The organism is Robinsoniella peoriensis, assembly GCF_000797495.1.
Taxonomy (GTDB): Bacteria; Bacillota; Clostridia; order Lachnospirales; family Lachnospiraceae; genus Robinsoniella; species Robinsoniella peoriensis.
Genome location: NZ_JTGN01000005.1, coordinates 307032 through 323063, shown reverse-complemented (window position 1 = coordinate 323063; position 16032 = coordinate 307032). Strand labels below are relative to the sequence as shown.

Here is a 16032-nt window from a genome sequence, read left to right as displayed (position 1 = left end):
TACAAAATAATAAACAGGAGGAATGACTATGTCGGTATTTCAATTAGATGGAAATCGTTTGGTGTTCCATTATGATTCGGAAAAATTATGGGTAGAGCCCTGGGGAGAAAACAGTTTAAGGATCAGAGCAACAAAACAGGCAGATATGCCCGGGGAGGACTGGGCGCTTCAGAAAGTAGAAGAGAAGTCCTGCTTCAGAGTAATGATTGAAGATGACCAGGCATCTGTTTCAAACGGAAAAATAAAGGCAGTTATTTCCAAGTATGGGAAAATGATCTTTTACAACCAGAAAGGAGAGATTTTATTAGAGGAATATCTGAGGAACCGCCTGGACGTTTTTGCAGACTATTGCAGTGCCCTGGAGGTTGAGGCTAGAGAATTTTGTCCGATACCCGGTGGTGATTATCATTTGACTATGAGATTTGTATCTGATCCTGATGAAAAAATTTATGGAATGGGGCAGTACCAGCAGCCGTATTTAAATTTAAAAGGTACGGACTTGGAATTGGCGCAGAGAAATTCACAGGCAAGTGTGCCTTTTGCATTATCTTCTCTGGGGTATGGATTTCTCTGGAACAATCCGGCGGTGGGAAGGGTTGTCTTTGGAAAGAATATTACCAGTTGGGAGGCAGTTTCAACAAAGGTACTGGACTATTGGATTACAGCAGGTGATACGCCGGCTGAAATAGAAGAAGCCTATGCCTCCGTTACCGGAACGGTTCCAATGATGCCGGAGTTTGCCATGGGATTCTGGCAGTGCAAACTCAGATATCAGACTCAGGAAGAACTGCTTGAGACAGCCAGGGAATATAAGAAAAGAGGACTGCCCATTTCGGTAATTGTAATTGACTATTTTCACTGGCCTTTGCAGGGAGAATGGAAATTTGATCCGAAATATTGGCCTGACCCGGATGGAATGATAGCAGAACTAAAAGAAATGGGTATAGAATTGATGGTGTCTGTCTGGCCCACGGTTGATTATCGTAGCGAAAATTTCCTGGAGATGAAGGAAAAGGGCTATTTAATCAGAACAGACAGAGGATTTCGTATGGTCATGGATTTTCATGGTAATACCATTCATTTTGACGCTACCAACCCGGATGCAAGAAATTATATCTGGAATAAGGCGAAGAAAAATTATTATGATAAAGGTGTAAAAGTATTCTGGCTGGATGAAGCCGAGCCGGAGTATTCTGTATATGATTTTGACAATTACAGGTACCATCTGGGACCCAATGTACAGATTGGAAATATTTATCCTGCAATGTACGCAAAAGCTTTTTATGATGGAATGAAAGCGGAGGGACAGGAGAATGTTATAAATCTTCTGCGCTGTGCATGGGCAGGGTCACAAAAATACGGTGCACTTGTCTGGTCCGGCGATATCCATTCCAGCTTTTCCAGCCTTCGTAATCAGCTGGCAGCCGGGTTAAATATGGGATTGGCGGGAATTCCCTGGTGGACTACGGACATTGGAGGATTTCATGGAGGTAATCCCGCAGACCCGGAATTTCGGGAGCTGCTGATCCGGTGGTTTGAATATGGAACCTTTTGCCCGGTAATGCGCCTTCATGGATATCGGGAACCGCTTAAAGCGCCTATGGGATCAGAAGGCGGTGCCGCCTGCGTATCGGGTGCGGATAATGAAGTGTGGTCATTTGGCGAAGAAGCATACGAAATCTGCCGGAAATATTTAGCACTTCGGGAACAAATGAAGCCATACATCACCAGAATGATGAAAAAGGCACATGAAAAAGGAACGCCGCCTATGCGTCCATTATTTTATGATTTCCCGGAAGACGGGCTTTGCTGGGAAATAGAAAATGAGTACCTGTTTGGAGATGAGCTTTTAATTGCTCCGGTTTTATATGAAAAACAGAGACAGCGGGAAGTCTACCTTCCAAAAGGAACAAAATGGACGGACATTCGGACGAAAGAGAAATATGAAGGCGGGCAGACGATCCTGGCAGAAGCACCGTTAGATGCGTTGCCGGTATATTGCAGGGCTGGGAAGGCTTGTAGATCAGAAGCATGAACTTCCTGTATCTTTATACTGTTTTCTTCCAGATTTTAATGTTATACTTAGGAGGTGAATTACTAGAAATTGAGAGCATTTATCTTTGAATCCGGTGTTGGCAGTTTCCAATCCGGATTATGAAGAACAGGCTCAGTCAGGAGGAATTATGGTAGTATTTGATAAAGAATTATGTACAGGATGTGGGGCATGTATAAAGGACTGCCCGGGTAAGGCAATCAAATTGGCAGAGGATAAGGCGCAATCCTGCCGCCCATGCATACAATGCGGACATTGTGTGGCTATCTGCCCTGTGAATGCTGTAAGTATTCCGGAATATGAGATGGATGAGGTTGAGGAATATGTGGAGGCAGATTTTAAGGTCTGTCCTGATCACTATCTTCATGCATTGAAATTTCGAAGGAGTATCCGCGATTTTAAGGAGCAGAAAATAGAAAGAGATAAACTGGACCGTATATTAGATGCAGGACGATATACCGCTACTGCAAAGAATATGCAGGCGTGTACTTTCGTGCTGGTGCAGGAGCAGATGGAAGAATTCAGGGAATTGCTTTGGAATGAAATACCGGGAGTTTTGGAAATCTTAAAGGAATCAGCGCCGGATTATGAAAAAGCATTTCGAAGTTTTTATAAAAAATGGCAGCGAAATCCAAAGGATGATACATTTTTATTCAATGCACCGGCATTTCTGGTGATTGCTTCCCAAAATCCTCTGGATGGAGGACTGGCAGCGGCAAATATTGAGAACATGGCTGTGGCAGAAGGAGCCGGAGCATTGTACAGCGGATATATGATGCGGGTTCTGGGAACGAGTCCGGCATTGCAGGAATGGCTGGGCATTGGAGAAAAAAAGGTATCTTGCTGCATGCTGTTGGGATATCCAAACGTAAAATACAGAAGAACTGCCCCAAGGCGAAAAGCAGACGTTATCTGGCGGTAACGTTCTTAAGTCTTTGCATTTACAAAATATTACCTGATTAATTTTGCCTGAGATACAAAAACTAGAGTATGTTTAAAATTTGATTTCTGACAGCTGTGCGTCACACAATGTGGGATTTTGTTATGAAAATGCCAGGTGCAGCGGGCTACGCTGACTATTTTTGGGACAAATTCCACGCGAAGGGGCGTACAGATGGAGGGAATGAATTTCAAACAAGAGGAGGTATGATCATGGCAAAAGCAGGTATGAGAAGGCCAAGTCCTTATGACCCTAAAAATCACGGAACAGAGAATCATGAACGGATGCATCATCCTAAGAATGAACAGGCAAAGGTTCCTGAGATTCAGGGTGCTGCGAAAAGCGGAAATGCTAAGGCTGGTCCTGTCAATGCTCCAAACTGGGCAAGAGACGATTACAAAGCGGGAAATAAGAGCGAGAGAGATTAAGAGAAAGATTTTGAAAAAGCGGGGAAAGAGTTTCCTCGCTTTCTCTAATTTCCAACAATTTTTGAGTTATTACTTATGGGTTTCCCATCTTTCCCAGATTCAGGGTGTCGCCAGAAATGTTGTAAAATAGGCAATGGAAAGTATTATCATGGCAACGACAGATAAAATGCCGTTATAAAGGATATATGTTTTTGAAGGCTCGGTACTTTTACCGAAAGCCCTCCAAAATTTGAAATACCATAAAACTCTGGGATTAAAGATATTCAAAACCAATAATAAGATTGAAATGATATATGTAATCACAATTAAACCTCCCTGGGCAGATTTTTGCTGCCCCTTTATGTGTTATGTGTATTGATTTTAAATATGGGGAAGAAAGTTCAAGACAGCTTCCTTATTTAATATGTGTATTTTTTTGTTTTCATAATAGAACAATTCTTCTTTTATACATTGTGCGATCGCACGGTTTATACTTCTGATGGGAGCATTCGCTTCTAATGAAATCTGTTTCTTTGTAAGCAAATGCAGACGATTCTGTTCATAATGTACAGCAATACATCTTAAAACCCGTTCACGCACATTCATTAATGATAATTCTTCAATTAACAGACTGTTTCCTACAAGCTTTTCTGCAATTATGGAAATTAATGCCGATACTGCGTCAAAATCATTCCGCAGCCATTCTATAAAATCTTTTTTATGAAGTACGTCAACCGTGCAGGAAGTATTTGCTGTAATACTTACCGGCTTCAATTCATCATAGAAAGGTTCAATTTCTCCAAATATACTGTTGGATTTGTATACATATACGGTAGTCATTGTACCTTCCGCATTTTGAATAAATGCTTCGGCTTCCCCCTTGAGTAAGAAAAACACAAAGGAATTATCATGACCGGCAAGCAGGATTGGGCTTCCGGCAGAATAATGTTTTCTCACTAATTTTTCCTTTATTCCCGGAGGCATATATAAAAGTAAATCTTTGCTCATATAAAAATCTCCTTAAGTGGGTCAACTGACCTTATCATTAATCATACTTTGGGGTTATTCTATTGTCAAGCTTTAAAGCTGTGAGATCATTATCTAATACACAATTAGATACACTCTGTATATGGAAAGCCATGTGGTGAAAAGTGAGAGATATTAAATAAACAGAAAAGGAGATATGAATGAAATACTGTATATTAAAATCTAAATTAATAGGTCTGTTTGATTCGGATAAACTGGCTGCTAAACCGGAAGAGTGGGGGATTTATAATGAAATGGAGCTGGATGTGCACCGTATCGGATATGCCACGAATCTGACGCCGGAAATTATTCTTCGAGCAAAAAAGATGGAGGTCAATTTCATGCTGACACATCATGATTCCTGGGAATTCGTTTTCGGAATGAAAGAAGAGTGTAATGCATTGCTGAAAGAATATCATATAATCCATGCATTTTTTCACGCACCGCTGGATGATGCGGATTTTGGAACAAGCGCCTCGCTGGCTAAGGCGCTGGGAATCAGAAATTTAAAAAAGGATTTGCCTTATGCGGAAATTTATAATGGTGGGTGTATAGGGGAACTGGATACCGGGATGCAATTTGAAGAATTTTCTGTTAAGCTGACTGGAATCTTAGAGGAACCCGTTCGGCAATATAAGAATCATAACAAAAAGATTAAAAAAATATGCGTAGCTGCAGGCGGTGGGAACCTTACAACGGAAATGAAAATTGCGGTAGAAAAAGGATGTGATACCTACGTCACCGGTGAATATGCATTGTATTCACAGCAATATGCACGTTTTGCGGGAATGAATCTGTTTGTTGGCAGCCATACAAATACGGAGATTTCAGGAGTACATGCTATGGCGGAAAAACTGGTTTTGGGTACAGATGTGGAAGTGTACCGGATACCGGAAAGTAACGATTGAAATTATATTAAACATTGGTTTTTGCTGAGAAAGGGCCCTTCCTTTTCTTAGCTAAAACCAAACTTTATGAATTACTAATTGACGATACAAAAGAAAAATGGATTTCAATTCAGCGTCCATGTCTTTCCATATCGCCGGTTAGTATTTTTTATTTTATGGCAAAAATATAGGTTCAATCCAGGGTTTTAAACAAATTATGACAAAACTGTAAGAATGTTCTCTGATTTTGTAAGGGTGTTGAAAGATTCTTATTTTAAGATAACAGTAAGGTCTACAACGAGAAAAAGTAGACAGACAACAGAATGGAGCTGGCAATAAATGAAAATGAAATGTGAGTCAAAGAGAAAGATGATAAAGAGTGTAATCATTGGTTTATTGATTGCAGTCCTGGCAGAATGCTTTCTGGTCAATTATCGGACCTGGGAGTCTTTCACCTTTTCACCCATAGAGGGATATTCGGTTGACTATAGCGTGGAGAAGGAGACGGAAGAGCCGGGCAAAGTGCATTTTAGCAAAGAGGAGGCAGTAATTGAAATTACAGATATCAATGAAGCAGTTCACAATTTATATCTGGATTTGCAGCCGGAAAAGGAGAGTATCAGGCAATTCCAAATTCGGATTTCAGCGGCGGATGAAGGAAATGAGCTGTACTATGAACTTCCACCCCTTGTTATAAGTGTCAACAGCGCTGCTGGTAAATATGTGAAACTAAACCTGAGTGGTAAAGCAAAAAAGCTGAAAATAGAACTGGAAGATTTAAAAGGAGAAGCAGTTTGGATCAAACAGATTGGTCTGAATGTTCATAAGCCTTTAAATTTACATATTTCTAATATAGCAGGGATTTTTATATTATGGATGCTGTTATCCGGACTGTATTACATGCGGAATTTATTGAAGGCTAAATGTGATATGAGGAATAAAAAGCAATACTGCATCTGTGTGGCGGTGATTGGTATTGAGTTAGGCGTGGTATTGTCTGGCGCATTTGCGACTGCAAAATATGTGGATCCGCCATGGGTTCATCACTACCAATATGAGAAGCTGGCGCAATCATTGGCGAAAGGACATTTTTATCTGGATATTGAACCATCGAAAGAATTGCTGGCTATGGATAATCCCTATGATACAAAGCTTCGGAAAAACCTGAAAGTTCCGTCCGAATGGGATACCGCCTACTTTGAAGGAAAATATTATGTTTATTTTGGAATTGCCCCGGTACTGTTTTTTTATCTTCCATATTACTTGATTACCGGACAGGGGTTTCCGACAGTTGCGGGAACAGTCTTTTGCGAAGCACTGTTTGTTTTGGGAATTGTAATGTTGCTGTTGGAATTGGTAAAAAGATATTTTAAAAAGACTTCTTTTGGAATGCTGCTGCTTCTGGAAATATTAGTATTTTGCGGAAGCGGAAGCCTGATTGTAGCAGAATATCCCACATTTTATGCCCTCCCGATTATTATGGGAATGTGCTTTGTGGTATGGGGAATGTATTTTTTAATATCCGGATTGGGGCAGGAGAAAATCCATATAAAACGTGTCCTTACAGGATGTATCTGCCTGGCACTTACTGCAGGGTGCCGTCCACAGATGCTGGCGGCCTGTTTCCCCTGTTTTTGCCTTTTGGCTCCGCATTTAAAAAAGTCATGGAGGCTGGATAAAAGAGTCTGGGCGAAACAGGCTGGTATTTGCCTTTTACCCTTTCTTCTGATTGGAGCAGGGCTAATGTATTATAATTATGCAAGATTTGGATCCCCTTTTGATTTCGGGGCAAATTATAATCTTACTACTAATGATATGACAAACAGAGGATTTCATCTGGACCGCTTTCCTTTGGGAATCTATATGTTTTTGCTGCAGCCGGTAAACTTTCAGACACAATTTCCGTTTATGCAGAAAGTAGACGTTGCGGCTGCCTATCAGGGGATCACTATTTTCGAAGGAATGTATGGGGGGATTTTAATGCTGCATCCTTTCCTATGGCTCAACGTGTTCATTATAAAGATGAAAAAGGGACTCCGGCAAAAAGGGCTGTTTGCCTTTGCTTTGGTTTCACTGGCAGCAGCAATTGTAATTATGGGTGCAGATGTGCAGATGGCAGGTATATTAATGCGGTATATGTGTGACTTTGGAATCTTTTTATGCATACCGGCAGTGTTGGTAATAATGCAGGCGGAAACCAAGATAAGAGACAGGCAGTTTAAGGCAGCAATCCATGCAGGCACAGGCGTATTAGCAGGGATCAGTGTGTTGTTAAGCGGTTTGTATCTTTGCAATTGAAAGAGGTGAGATAATGGATGAAATAGCAGTTTTAATACCATGCTATAACGAAAGTACTACCATTGGGAAAGTGATCAGGGATTTTAAGCGTGCTTTGCCAAAAGCGGTTATCTATGTCTATGATAACAATTCCAACGACGGAACGGATGAGATAGCAAGAATGGAAGGAGCGGTTGTCCGCTATGAAAAGAAGCAGGGGAAAGGAGAAGTGATCCGAACCATGTTCCGGGAGATAGATGCACAGTGTTATCTGATGGTAGATGGCGATGACACTTATCCGGCAGAAGATGCCCGGAAAATGGCAGATCTTGTGTTAGATAAAGGAATTGATATGGTAATCGGCGACCGTCTGTCTTCTACATATTTTGAAGAAAATAAAAGACTGTTCCACAACCTTGGAAACAAAGTGGTGCGCAAGCTGATTAATCTCCTTTTTGCAAACAATATACGTGATATCCTAACGGGCTATCGGGCATTTAGTTATCGATTTGCCAAGACATTTCCAGTATTATCAAAAGGATTTGAGATTGAGACAGAGATGACGATCCATGCACTGGATAAAAATATGCACCTGGAAAATGTGATCATTTCTTATAAAGACCGCCCCCAGGGAAGTATCTCCAAACTGAATACTTTTTCTGATGGAATCAAAGTTTTAAAAATGGTGGCGAGACTATACAAACATTACCGTCCCTTTTCCTTTTATCGCATTATTGCCGTTATTTTGTTTCTTTTATCTGTTGCTTTTTTTGTACCGGTATTGGGAGAATACTTCAAAACAGGCTTGGTAGAGCGCTTTCCAACCCTGATTATCTGCGGCTTTCTTGTTGTGGCTTCTTTACAGTCATACTTCAGCGGTTTGATTTTAAATGTAATCAGCACCAATCAGAGACAGCAGTTTGAATTATCTCTGAATCAATTTGAGGGATATAAGACAATGCAGGAAAAAGGGGATCATGAAAAGGCAGAAAACCCGGTTTAAAATCTATGCCAAACCGCTTTTACTATTGCACATTTCATAGTATATTAGTATAATGTGTAGATAATTAAGAAGAAAATATAAATAAGAAAAGCGGATAAATACAGGCAGGTTTTTCAACCGGAAAGGGAGTAATTATGTATAAGCATCACCAGGTATCACTAAAAAATTTAGTGGACTATTTTAACAAAAATGAAGAAGTGATTGCAATTGTTTTTGGAGGTTCTGTAGCTAAGGGAACAGAACGCCCGGATTCGGATCTGGATGCCATGGTCATTCTTACGCCCCGGGGATATGAAGAAAAAAAGGCGGAGAACAGGCTGAGTGAGACGATTAACGGCAGATGTACTTATGAAGGCGGCTACTTTGATATCAAATATATGACCAAAGAATATCTGAAACAGGCAGCTAAAAAAGCGAATGAACCCACCAGAAATTCATTCATGTCCTCAAAAGTGGTATACAGTATAGATCCGGAAATTGAAGAAATCGTAGCAAAAATTCCTGTATTCCAGAAGCAGGAACAGGCTGAAAAGATGCAGTCTTTTTACAGCTGCCTGAAACTGAATTACGATTATTTCTGGAGCATCTGTAAGCCAGAGGGGTACATGCGTCTTAAGACAGCAGGGGATATTATATACAGCTGCTATCGAATGATCTTACAGGAAAATCAGGTGTTATTCCCGTGTAACAGACGTTTGGAGGAGACGGTGCAGGCACAGGAAAATAAGCCGGAGGGGTTTGTGGAACTTTGCAGAGAGTTTGAGTCTGACCTGTCCAGCGAAAATTGTGATAAGGTTGTAAATGCATATCTGAATTGGACTGATTATCCTCATGAAAAGGAACACAGCAAACTTCTCAGCCAGTATGTAAGTGATTTTGAGCAGTGGTGGATAGAGCCACGGCCGTTGATTTATGAGTGGTAAAATACATAGCACCTGGAAATTTAAAAGCAAAGACTAAAATATATATTTAGAATGACATTGGCAAACACGGGGTATCCTGTTGTTTGCCAATTTTTATATCCGCATCTAGACGAGGTTTTTAGAAAAAGAAAGATTTTACCTCTAATCAAAAGATATTACTCTAGTAAAAAAGACGGGTTATTGCTATTCTAAATGAGAAAAAATTGATAATAGTGATATTTTTTCTGCATTAAAAAGGAAAAAATTGTGAATTTTGCCCCGAAGTTAGTCAGGCAGCTCGCTGCGCCTTGTATTTTCGGAACAAATTCCCCACAATGTGTGACACACAGATGTCGGAAAGCAATGATCAAACACGCTCTGGAATGAAGCAAAAGAAGAAGGGATAGGGAAAAGATACGTATGAAATGGAGAGAAAGTATTTGTAATCGGTTTTGGAAGAAAAGAAAACAAAGTTTAGCGCTGCTGTTAGCTGTTGTAATGAGTGTTGTATCTCTCGAAGCACCTGTATTTGCAGCAGAAATCAGCATGGTGGGTGAAGAAGATACCAGCAGCTTTGCTGACGATACCCAGGATACTACGATATATGATTTAAAAACAGATGACCTGGTGAATCCGGTTGGTATTGATACAGCTAATCCGGTTTTTAGCTGGAAAATGAACTCAACTGCAATGGGACAGTGCCAGACAGCATATCAGATTATAGTGGCAAAGGATGTGGAATTTGTTGATGTATACTGGGACTCTCAAAAGATATTGAGTGACATATCAGTGGGAATCAAATATGCAGGCAATCCTTTAGAAGCATCAACAACCTACTATTGGAAGGTGGTAGTATGGGATAAAGACGGAAATGAAATACAGTCAGATGCAGCCAGCTTTGAAATGGGATTGTTGGGAAATGAAGGATGGAACCAGTCCCAGTGGATACAGGTAGGAAATTCTACGGAACCGCCAACATCCACAGCAGGAGAGACGAATTATGTTGTGGAAGCCGATATTCAGATTGTAACTACCAGCGTCAGCCTCCTGTTGGAAGCTACAGACAATAATAATTTTCTGTTATGGCAGTTTAATAATAAAAACGGGTATATGGAATTTAAACCACATTACAGGAAGGCGGGTAATTTCCATACGATTCGGCAAATGAATGTGTCACAGTATATAAACGGAAAAGATACGGATGTTCAGCACGTAAAAGTTGTTGCCACTAATGAATCCATATCCACTTATCTGAATGATCATTTAATTGAGGAGATTCCGGCATCTGACCTGGGAGGAATTGGATTAAACGGAACCATAGGGCGTTTGGGCTTCCGCTCTCATTCAATGGAAGATGAAGCAGGGTGGATGGACAATATTACACTGACTGATTATTCTGTAGATCCGGACGGAATTGTATTGAAAAAATATGATTTTGAGGATGGTTATAATCCTTTTGATGACGGTGCCGTTGAAAATGGCAGGCTGAATACAAAATATACAGGAGTAGAAACAATTGCGCTGGAGAAAACAGAGGAAGAAACAGTAGAAAAAGTGCATTATTCCGTAGAGGCGGATATTACCTGCCATACGGATGCGGTAAGTTTATTATTTAATGCGACAGATACATCTAACTTCTACATGTTTCAGTTAAATACAAAAGATCAGCCGGGAAAGGTTTTATTCAAACCCCATACCTGGAAGGATGGCAGCTTTGCTACATACAGCAGTCATAATAAAGATGTCACTTCATATTTAGGTTCAGCAGAGGAATTTAAGACCAATTCCGCACATATTAAGATTGATGTAACGGAAGAAGAAATAAAAACTTACATAAATGAACAGTTAATAGATACTTTTTCTATTGGTGAACTGAGCGATCAGAACTCAATAGGAATAGCTCCTCAAATTGCACATCTGGGATTTCGTGCAGATCTTGAGGAAAACGGAACAGTAGATAATTTTAAATTAGTAGATTATACGGATAATATCAGCGGAGATATTGTATATGACTATGATTTTGAAAATGAAAACCCATTTCTTTCCGGTGCGGTAGAGGATGGCAGATTTGTAACAAAGGGCGTGGGTATTCTTCTGCCGCCTCAGGGGATTTCCACTTTTCGTAAGGAAGTAACACCTGGTGATAATCTGGTATCTGCGAAGCTATACACTGCCGGATTAGGTGTTTATGACGTATTCATCAATGGGGAACGTGTTGGAACCAGGCAGGATGATGGATCTGTGATTTATGACGAACTAAAACCAGGTTATAATCATCACTCCAAACGAACAATTTACCATACTTATGATGTTACACAAATGGTAAATGGAGAAGAAACCAGTGTGATATCAGCACATGTAACCTCAGGGTGGTGGTCCGGACAGGTTGCAGGTTTTTATGGCAAAGAAGAGGCATTCCGTGCTCAGCTGCTGCTGACTTATGGAGATGGTTCGACCAGAGTGATCGGAACAGACAGAAGTTGGAAGACTGCGCTTCAGGGACCTATCCTGTATGGTGATATTTATAATGGTGAAACCTATGATGCGAATGCAGACTTGTCATTCCGGCAGACCGGTTATGATGATTCAAAGTGGACATATGCGGATCTGAATAAAGAATTTAATGGTATCATCTGCCCGCAGGATGGGCCGTCTGTACGCGTTCGTAATGATCTTGAACTTACTGCACAATCTGCGGTAGTATATGATGGTGCTGTGGATGCAAATGAAAATCAGTTCGGAAGGATCAATATAACAGGAACTTATGCTCCGGTATCCGCTTTTGTTCTGAAAGCAGGAGAGACAGCAGTATTTGATATGGGACAGAATTTTGCAGGCTGGGATGAGATACAGGCTGAAGGCAGAAAGGGTACGATCCTGACCATGCGTCACAGCGAAATGCTCAATGATAATAACGGACTGAAATCCCGTGGAAATGATGGCGCACAAGGCAGCATCTATACAGCCAATCTCCGGTCGGCAAAGGCGGCGGGACGCTATATCATGAATGGTGAGGGAATTGAAAGCTATCATTCCACCTCCAGTTTTTATGGTTTCCGGTATGTGGAAGTTACAACAACGCAGGATGTGACGATTCATGGAATGAAAGGTATTGTGGTGAGTTCCGTGGCAGATGATACTGGAATGATTTCCACTTCTGATGACGATGTAAATCAGTTGATCAGCAATATTTTGTGGGGACAGTATAGCAATTATCTCTCAGTGCCTACCGACTGCCCGCAGCGTGATGAGCGGAAAGGGTGGACGGCAGATACTCAGGTATTCTCAACTGCTGCTGCATATAACGGAGATTCCAAGGGATTCCTCAGAAAATATATGGATGATATGAATGATTCCCAGGTAACTGAGGGCGAATACAATGGGGCTTATCCGGATACTGCACCTTACAACGGATATGGCGAGATCGGACAGCTTGGATGGGGAGATGCCGGTATTATCATACCCTATAACCTTTATAAAATGTACGGGGATGCCACAGTCATTGAAGAAAATTATAGTAACATGCAGGACTTCATGGATATTTTTATGGCATCCACGAATAAGATGGGCGGAGGCCATAATCACGGTGACTGGTTAGCATATGAAAGTAATGACGATGAAGTACAAAATCTGTTTGGTATCGCCTATTATGCCTGGGATGCCGCAATGATGTCAGAAATGGCTGCGGTATTGGGAAAAACAGAGGATGCAGAGCGGTATCAGGCACTTTATGAAGAAGAAAAAGCATTTTTCCAGGAAATGTTTGTACAGGAAGACGGCAGTCTGAAGCGTACAGAACAAACGGCATGTCTGATGGCATTAAAAATGGATTTACTGCCGGATGAAAATTCTAAAGCGGTAGTAAAACAGGCGCTATTAGATAATATCAAACGCAATGGCAATAAACTGCAGACTGGATTTTTAGGGACCGCAATTATCATGCAGACATTATCAGATATCGGAGCAACCGATGTGGCTTATCAGCTGCTGCTTCAGCATGGTAATCCATCCTGGCTGTATTCAGTTGATCAGGGAGCTACTACTGTATGGGAACGATGGAATTCTTATACAATTGAAGACGGATTTGGTCCGGTCAGCATGAACTCATTTAATCACTATGCTTATGGGGCAGTTGCAGAATGGATGTATGGCTACATGGCAGGAATTATGTATGACACCCAGAACCCGGGATTCAAGCATATTATTCTTCAGCCATCACCGGATCAGTCTATTCAGAAAGTGGATTGCACATATGATTCGGCATACGGCAGCATTGTCAGCAACTGGAGCTATCAGGATGCCAAATTTAATTATGATGCGGTAGTACCTGCAAATACAACTGCAACCATTTCTATTCCGGTAGAGGATGGTGAAACAGTTACGGTAAATGGAAAATCATATACAGAAGTGACGGCAGAAAAAGATGGCTTATCCTACATAGAAACAAAAGATAATAAAGCTGTGTTTGAAGCAGTTTCCGGCTCGTACCACTTTAGTACAGGTGTGGCTGAATACTGTAATATCACACTGAAAAATGCAGATACAACAATTCCTTGTCTCATAAGTGTGGATGGCAGTGAGATGCAGGTAATGCCTTCCGGAATTAAAGTGGAAAAGGGAAAAGCTGTTACAATCAAAGCGGTACCGGTTAATGATGTAGATTACGCCTGTGTGGGTTGGAGTGGAGATGAATCTGCTGAGAGCTCACAGATTACAGTTACACCTCAGGGCAATATGACATTAACAGCAGAATTTGCATGGATTGGCAGTGAAAACCTGGCGGAACAGCAGCCGGTCACCAGTAATGAAACAGGTTGGGATATCGATGCATGGTCACATGCAAATCTCGTAGATGGTATTTTAACCAGTGAATCCCAAAGCTTGGGCTATACTACGATGCAAGGTCAGTCACCGGACGTGGATTATTGGGTAGAAATTGATTTAGGGGAAGATACGGACTTCAATCGTATCCAGCTCTATCCAAGGTCAGATACCCTCAGTATCAACGGAGGGGCACCGAATTTCCCGAAAGATTTTTCATTTGAAGTCCGCAAAGAAAATGAAACGCAATACGATACAATTGTAACCAATACGGATTATGAAGCGGCAGTTGGTAAGCCTTCCGTATTCACTTTTGAATTCGTAAATGCAAGGTATGTCAGACTGCGTGTAACAAAATTAGGCGATCCGGCAGCAGCGGACAGAGATTATTATTTCCTGCAGCTGGCTGAAATGGGGATCTATAACCGGGATAACAAACCGGTAATTGATAGAGCTGCTCTGGAAAAAGCAATCGAAGATGCTAAAACTTATGAGGGTAAGCAGGCTGATTATACGGAATCAAGCTGGAAAAATTTCCAGGATGCATTAGAAGAAGCACAAAGGATACTTAGTGATGAAACTGCAGATCAGGAAACCGTGGACACTGTTGCCCAGGCTTTGAATCAGGCAATGAAAGACCTGATAGCAGCAGACAGAGAACCGGTTGTAGAAAGTGTAAAAGTATCTCCGGGGTCAACAGTACTGGAAAGAGGAAGCGCACAGAAATTTACGGCATCTGTAATTGGTAAAAATGAACCTCAGCAGACAGTAACATGGTCCGTTACCGGAAATTACAGTGCGGCTACCACAATTTCCAAGGATGGTGTACTAACAGTAGGAATAGATGAAACAGCAGCACTGTTAACGGTTCGGGCTGCATCAGCGGTTGATCCTGATAAATTTGGGACAGCCACTGTAACATTAAAAGCAGTGCCGCCGTCGGATGTAAAGGTTAGTCGCATTTCCGTTACTGCATCAGCTAACCGGATCTTTATTAAAGAGAAAACTACGGTAAGAGCGGTGTTACTTCCGGAAAATGCCACGAATAAGAACCTTAATTGGACTTCATCGGATACAAAAGTCGCAACTGTTGATAACCAGGGAAAAGTCACAGCTAAAAAAGATGGAACGGTAAGGATCATCGCCACAGCGGCAGATGGAAGTAACGTATCCGGTTCCTGTTCTATAAAAGTAGTAAAACCAAGAGTTAAATTAAACGCATCTTCTATAAAACTGCAATTAAAGAAGAGCACAAAAGCGTTGAAAGCATCGGGACTCCTGTCAGGAGATAAAATCAAAAGCTGGACAAGTAAAAATAAAAAAATTGCGACGGTAACGAAATCAGGCAAAATTACTGCAAAAAAAGCTGGAAATACCAGTATTATAGTTACAACCGTAAAAGGTGCAAAAGCGGTCTGCAGAATAAAAGTTGTAAAAAGCGCTGTAAAAACGAATAAGATTACTGCAGATAAGAAGAAAGTTACATTGAAAAAAGGGAAGAGTTACCAATTGAAGATCTCCAGGTCACCAATTACGGCAACGGATAAAATTACCTATACAACTTCTGCCAGTAGATTTGTTTCAGTAAATAAGAAAGGAAAAATAGTGGCTAAGAAAAAAGGAAAAGCCGTAATCACAATTAAAACCAGCAATGGAAAGAGCACAAAAGTAAAAGTAGAAGTAGTTTAAAAGTAGTTCAAAAGTAGTTCAAAAGTA

Annotated in this window: 10 protein-coding genes and 1 pseudogene; 9 read left to right on the top strand and 2 right to left on the bottom strand. The window is 41.0% G+C overall.

From position 1 onward, the window contains the following. The first annotated feature begins 28 nt into the window (after positions 1-28). The 3 genes from QR40_RS12265 (at position 29) to QR40_RS12255 (ending at position 3421) form a co-directional block, all read left to right on the top strand. Positions 29-2035: a glycoside hydrolase family 31 protein gene (locus QR40_RS12265; protein ID WP_044295212.1), complete on the top strand. Its 2007-nt coding sequence runs from the start codon at positions 29-31 to the stop codon at positions 2033-2035. Between the two features lie 94 nt (positions 2036-2129). Next, positions 2130-2975 (top strand): nitroreductase family protein, encoded by an 846-nt coding sequence (locus tag QR40_RS12260; RefSeq protein ID WP_242858518.1) that lies wholly within the window; start codon positions 2130-2132, stop codon positions 2973-2975. Between the two features lie 230 nt (positions 2976-3205). Next, entirely contained in the window at positions 3206-3421 is a 216-nt protein-coding gene (locus QR40_RS12255; protein WP_027292731.1) for a hypothetical protein, read from the top strand. Between the two features lie 99 nt (positions 3422-3520). On the opposite strand, the gene QR40_RS33970 is transcribed toward QR40_RS12255, so the two are convergent. Together QR40_RS33970 and QR40_RS12245 are read right to left on the bottom strand one after the other, a co-directional pair. Beyond that, a complete protein-coding gene (locus QR40_RS33970; RefSeq protein ID WP_027292732.1) occupies positions 3521-3724 on the bottom strand; it encodes a DUF6199 family natural product biosynthesis protein in 204 nt (67 codons plus the stop codon). Between the two features lie 57 nt (positions 3725-3781). Continuing rightward, entirely contained in the window at positions 3782-4408 is a 627-nt protein-coding gene (locus QR40_RS12245) for a Crp/Fnr family transcriptional regulator (protein ID WP_044295210.1), read from the bottom strand. A gap of 179 nt (positions 4409-4587) precedes the next feature. Between QR40_RS12245 and QR40_RS12240 the strand changes: the two genes are divergently transcribed. The 6 genes and pseudogenes from QR40_RS12240 to QR40_RS29805 all read left to right on the top strand — a co-directional run bounded on the left by QR40_RS12240 (position 4588) and on the right by QR40_RS29805 (position 16005). Continuing rightward, a complete protein-coding gene (locus tag QR40_RS12240) occupies positions 4588-5334 on the top strand; it encodes a Nif3-like dinuclear metal center hexameric protein (RefSeq protein ID WP_044295209.1) in 747 nt (248 codons plus the stop codon). Between the two features lie 318 nt (positions 5335-5652). Beyond that, positions 5653-7611 (top strand): hypothetical protein, encoded by a 1959-nt coding sequence (locus QR40_RS29810; protein ID WP_052430822.1) that lies wholly within the window; start codon positions 5653-5655, stop codon positions 7609-7611. A 13-nt stretch (positions 7612-7624) separates the two neighbouring features. Then, positions 7625-8593 carry a glycosyltransferase family 2 protein gene (locus tag QR40_RS12230; RefSeq protein WP_044295208.1) on the top strand — a complete coding sequence of 323 codons (969 nt, stop codon included), beginning with the start codon at positions 7625-7627 and terminating at the stop codon, positions 8591-8593. Positions 8594-8727: 134 nt separating this feature from the next. Next, complete coding sequence (locus QR40_RS12225) at positions 8728-9516, top strand: nucleotidyltransferase domain-containing protein (protein ID WP_044295206.1); 789 nt, start codon at positions 8728-8730, stop codon at positions 9514-9516. A gap of 257 nt (positions 9517-9773) precedes the next feature. Continuing rightward, a pseudogene (locus QR40_RS33660) lies at positions 9774-9902 on the top strand (DUF6783 domain-containing protein); the annotation flags it as partial. A gap of 13 nt (positions 9903-9915) precedes the next feature. Further along, on the top strand, positions 9916-16005 hold the full coding sequence (locus QR40_RS29805) for a family 78 glycoside hydrolase catalytic domain (RefSeq protein WP_052430821.1): 6090 nt from the start codon (positions 9916-9918) through the stop codon (positions 16003-16005). Positions 16006-16032: the final 27 nt, after the last annotated feature.

What these genes read in the sequence shown, in the direction of transcription:
- QR40_RS12265 (WP_044295212.1), top strand. Translation starts at nt 29, where the DNA reads ATGTCGGTATTTCAATTAGATGGAAATCGTTTGGTGTTCCATTATGAT.
- QR40_RS12225 (WP_044295206.1), top strand. Translation starts at nt 8,728, where the DNA reads ATGTATAAGCATCACCAGGTATCACTAAAAAATTTAGTGGACTATTTT.
- QR40_RS12245 (WP_044295210.1), bottom strand. Translation starts at nt 4,408, where the DNA reads ATGAGCAAAGATTTACTTTTATATATGCCTCCGGGAATAAAGGAAAAA.
- QR40_RS12230 (WP_044295208.1), top strand. Translation starts at nt 7,625, where the DNA reads ATGGATGAAATAGCAGTTTTAATACCATGCTATAACGAAAGTACTACC.
- QR40_RS12240 (WP_044295209.1), top strand. Translation starts at nt 4,588, where the DNA reads ATGAAATACTGTATATTAAAATCTAAATTAATAGGTCTGTTTGATTCG.
- QR40_RS29810 (WP_052430822.1), top strand. Translation starts at nt 5,653, where the DNA reads ATGAAAATGAAATGTGAGTCAAAGAGAAAGATGATAAAGAGTGTAATC.
- QR40_RS29805 (WP_052430821.1), top strand. Translation starts at nt 9,916, where the DNA reads ATGAAATGGAGAGAAAGTATTTGTAATCGGTTTTGGAAGAAAAGAAAA.
- QR40_RS12255 (WP_027292731.1), top strand. Translation starts at nt 3,206, where the DNA reads ATGGCAAAAGCAGGTATGAGAAGGCCAAGTCCTTATGACCCTAAAAAT.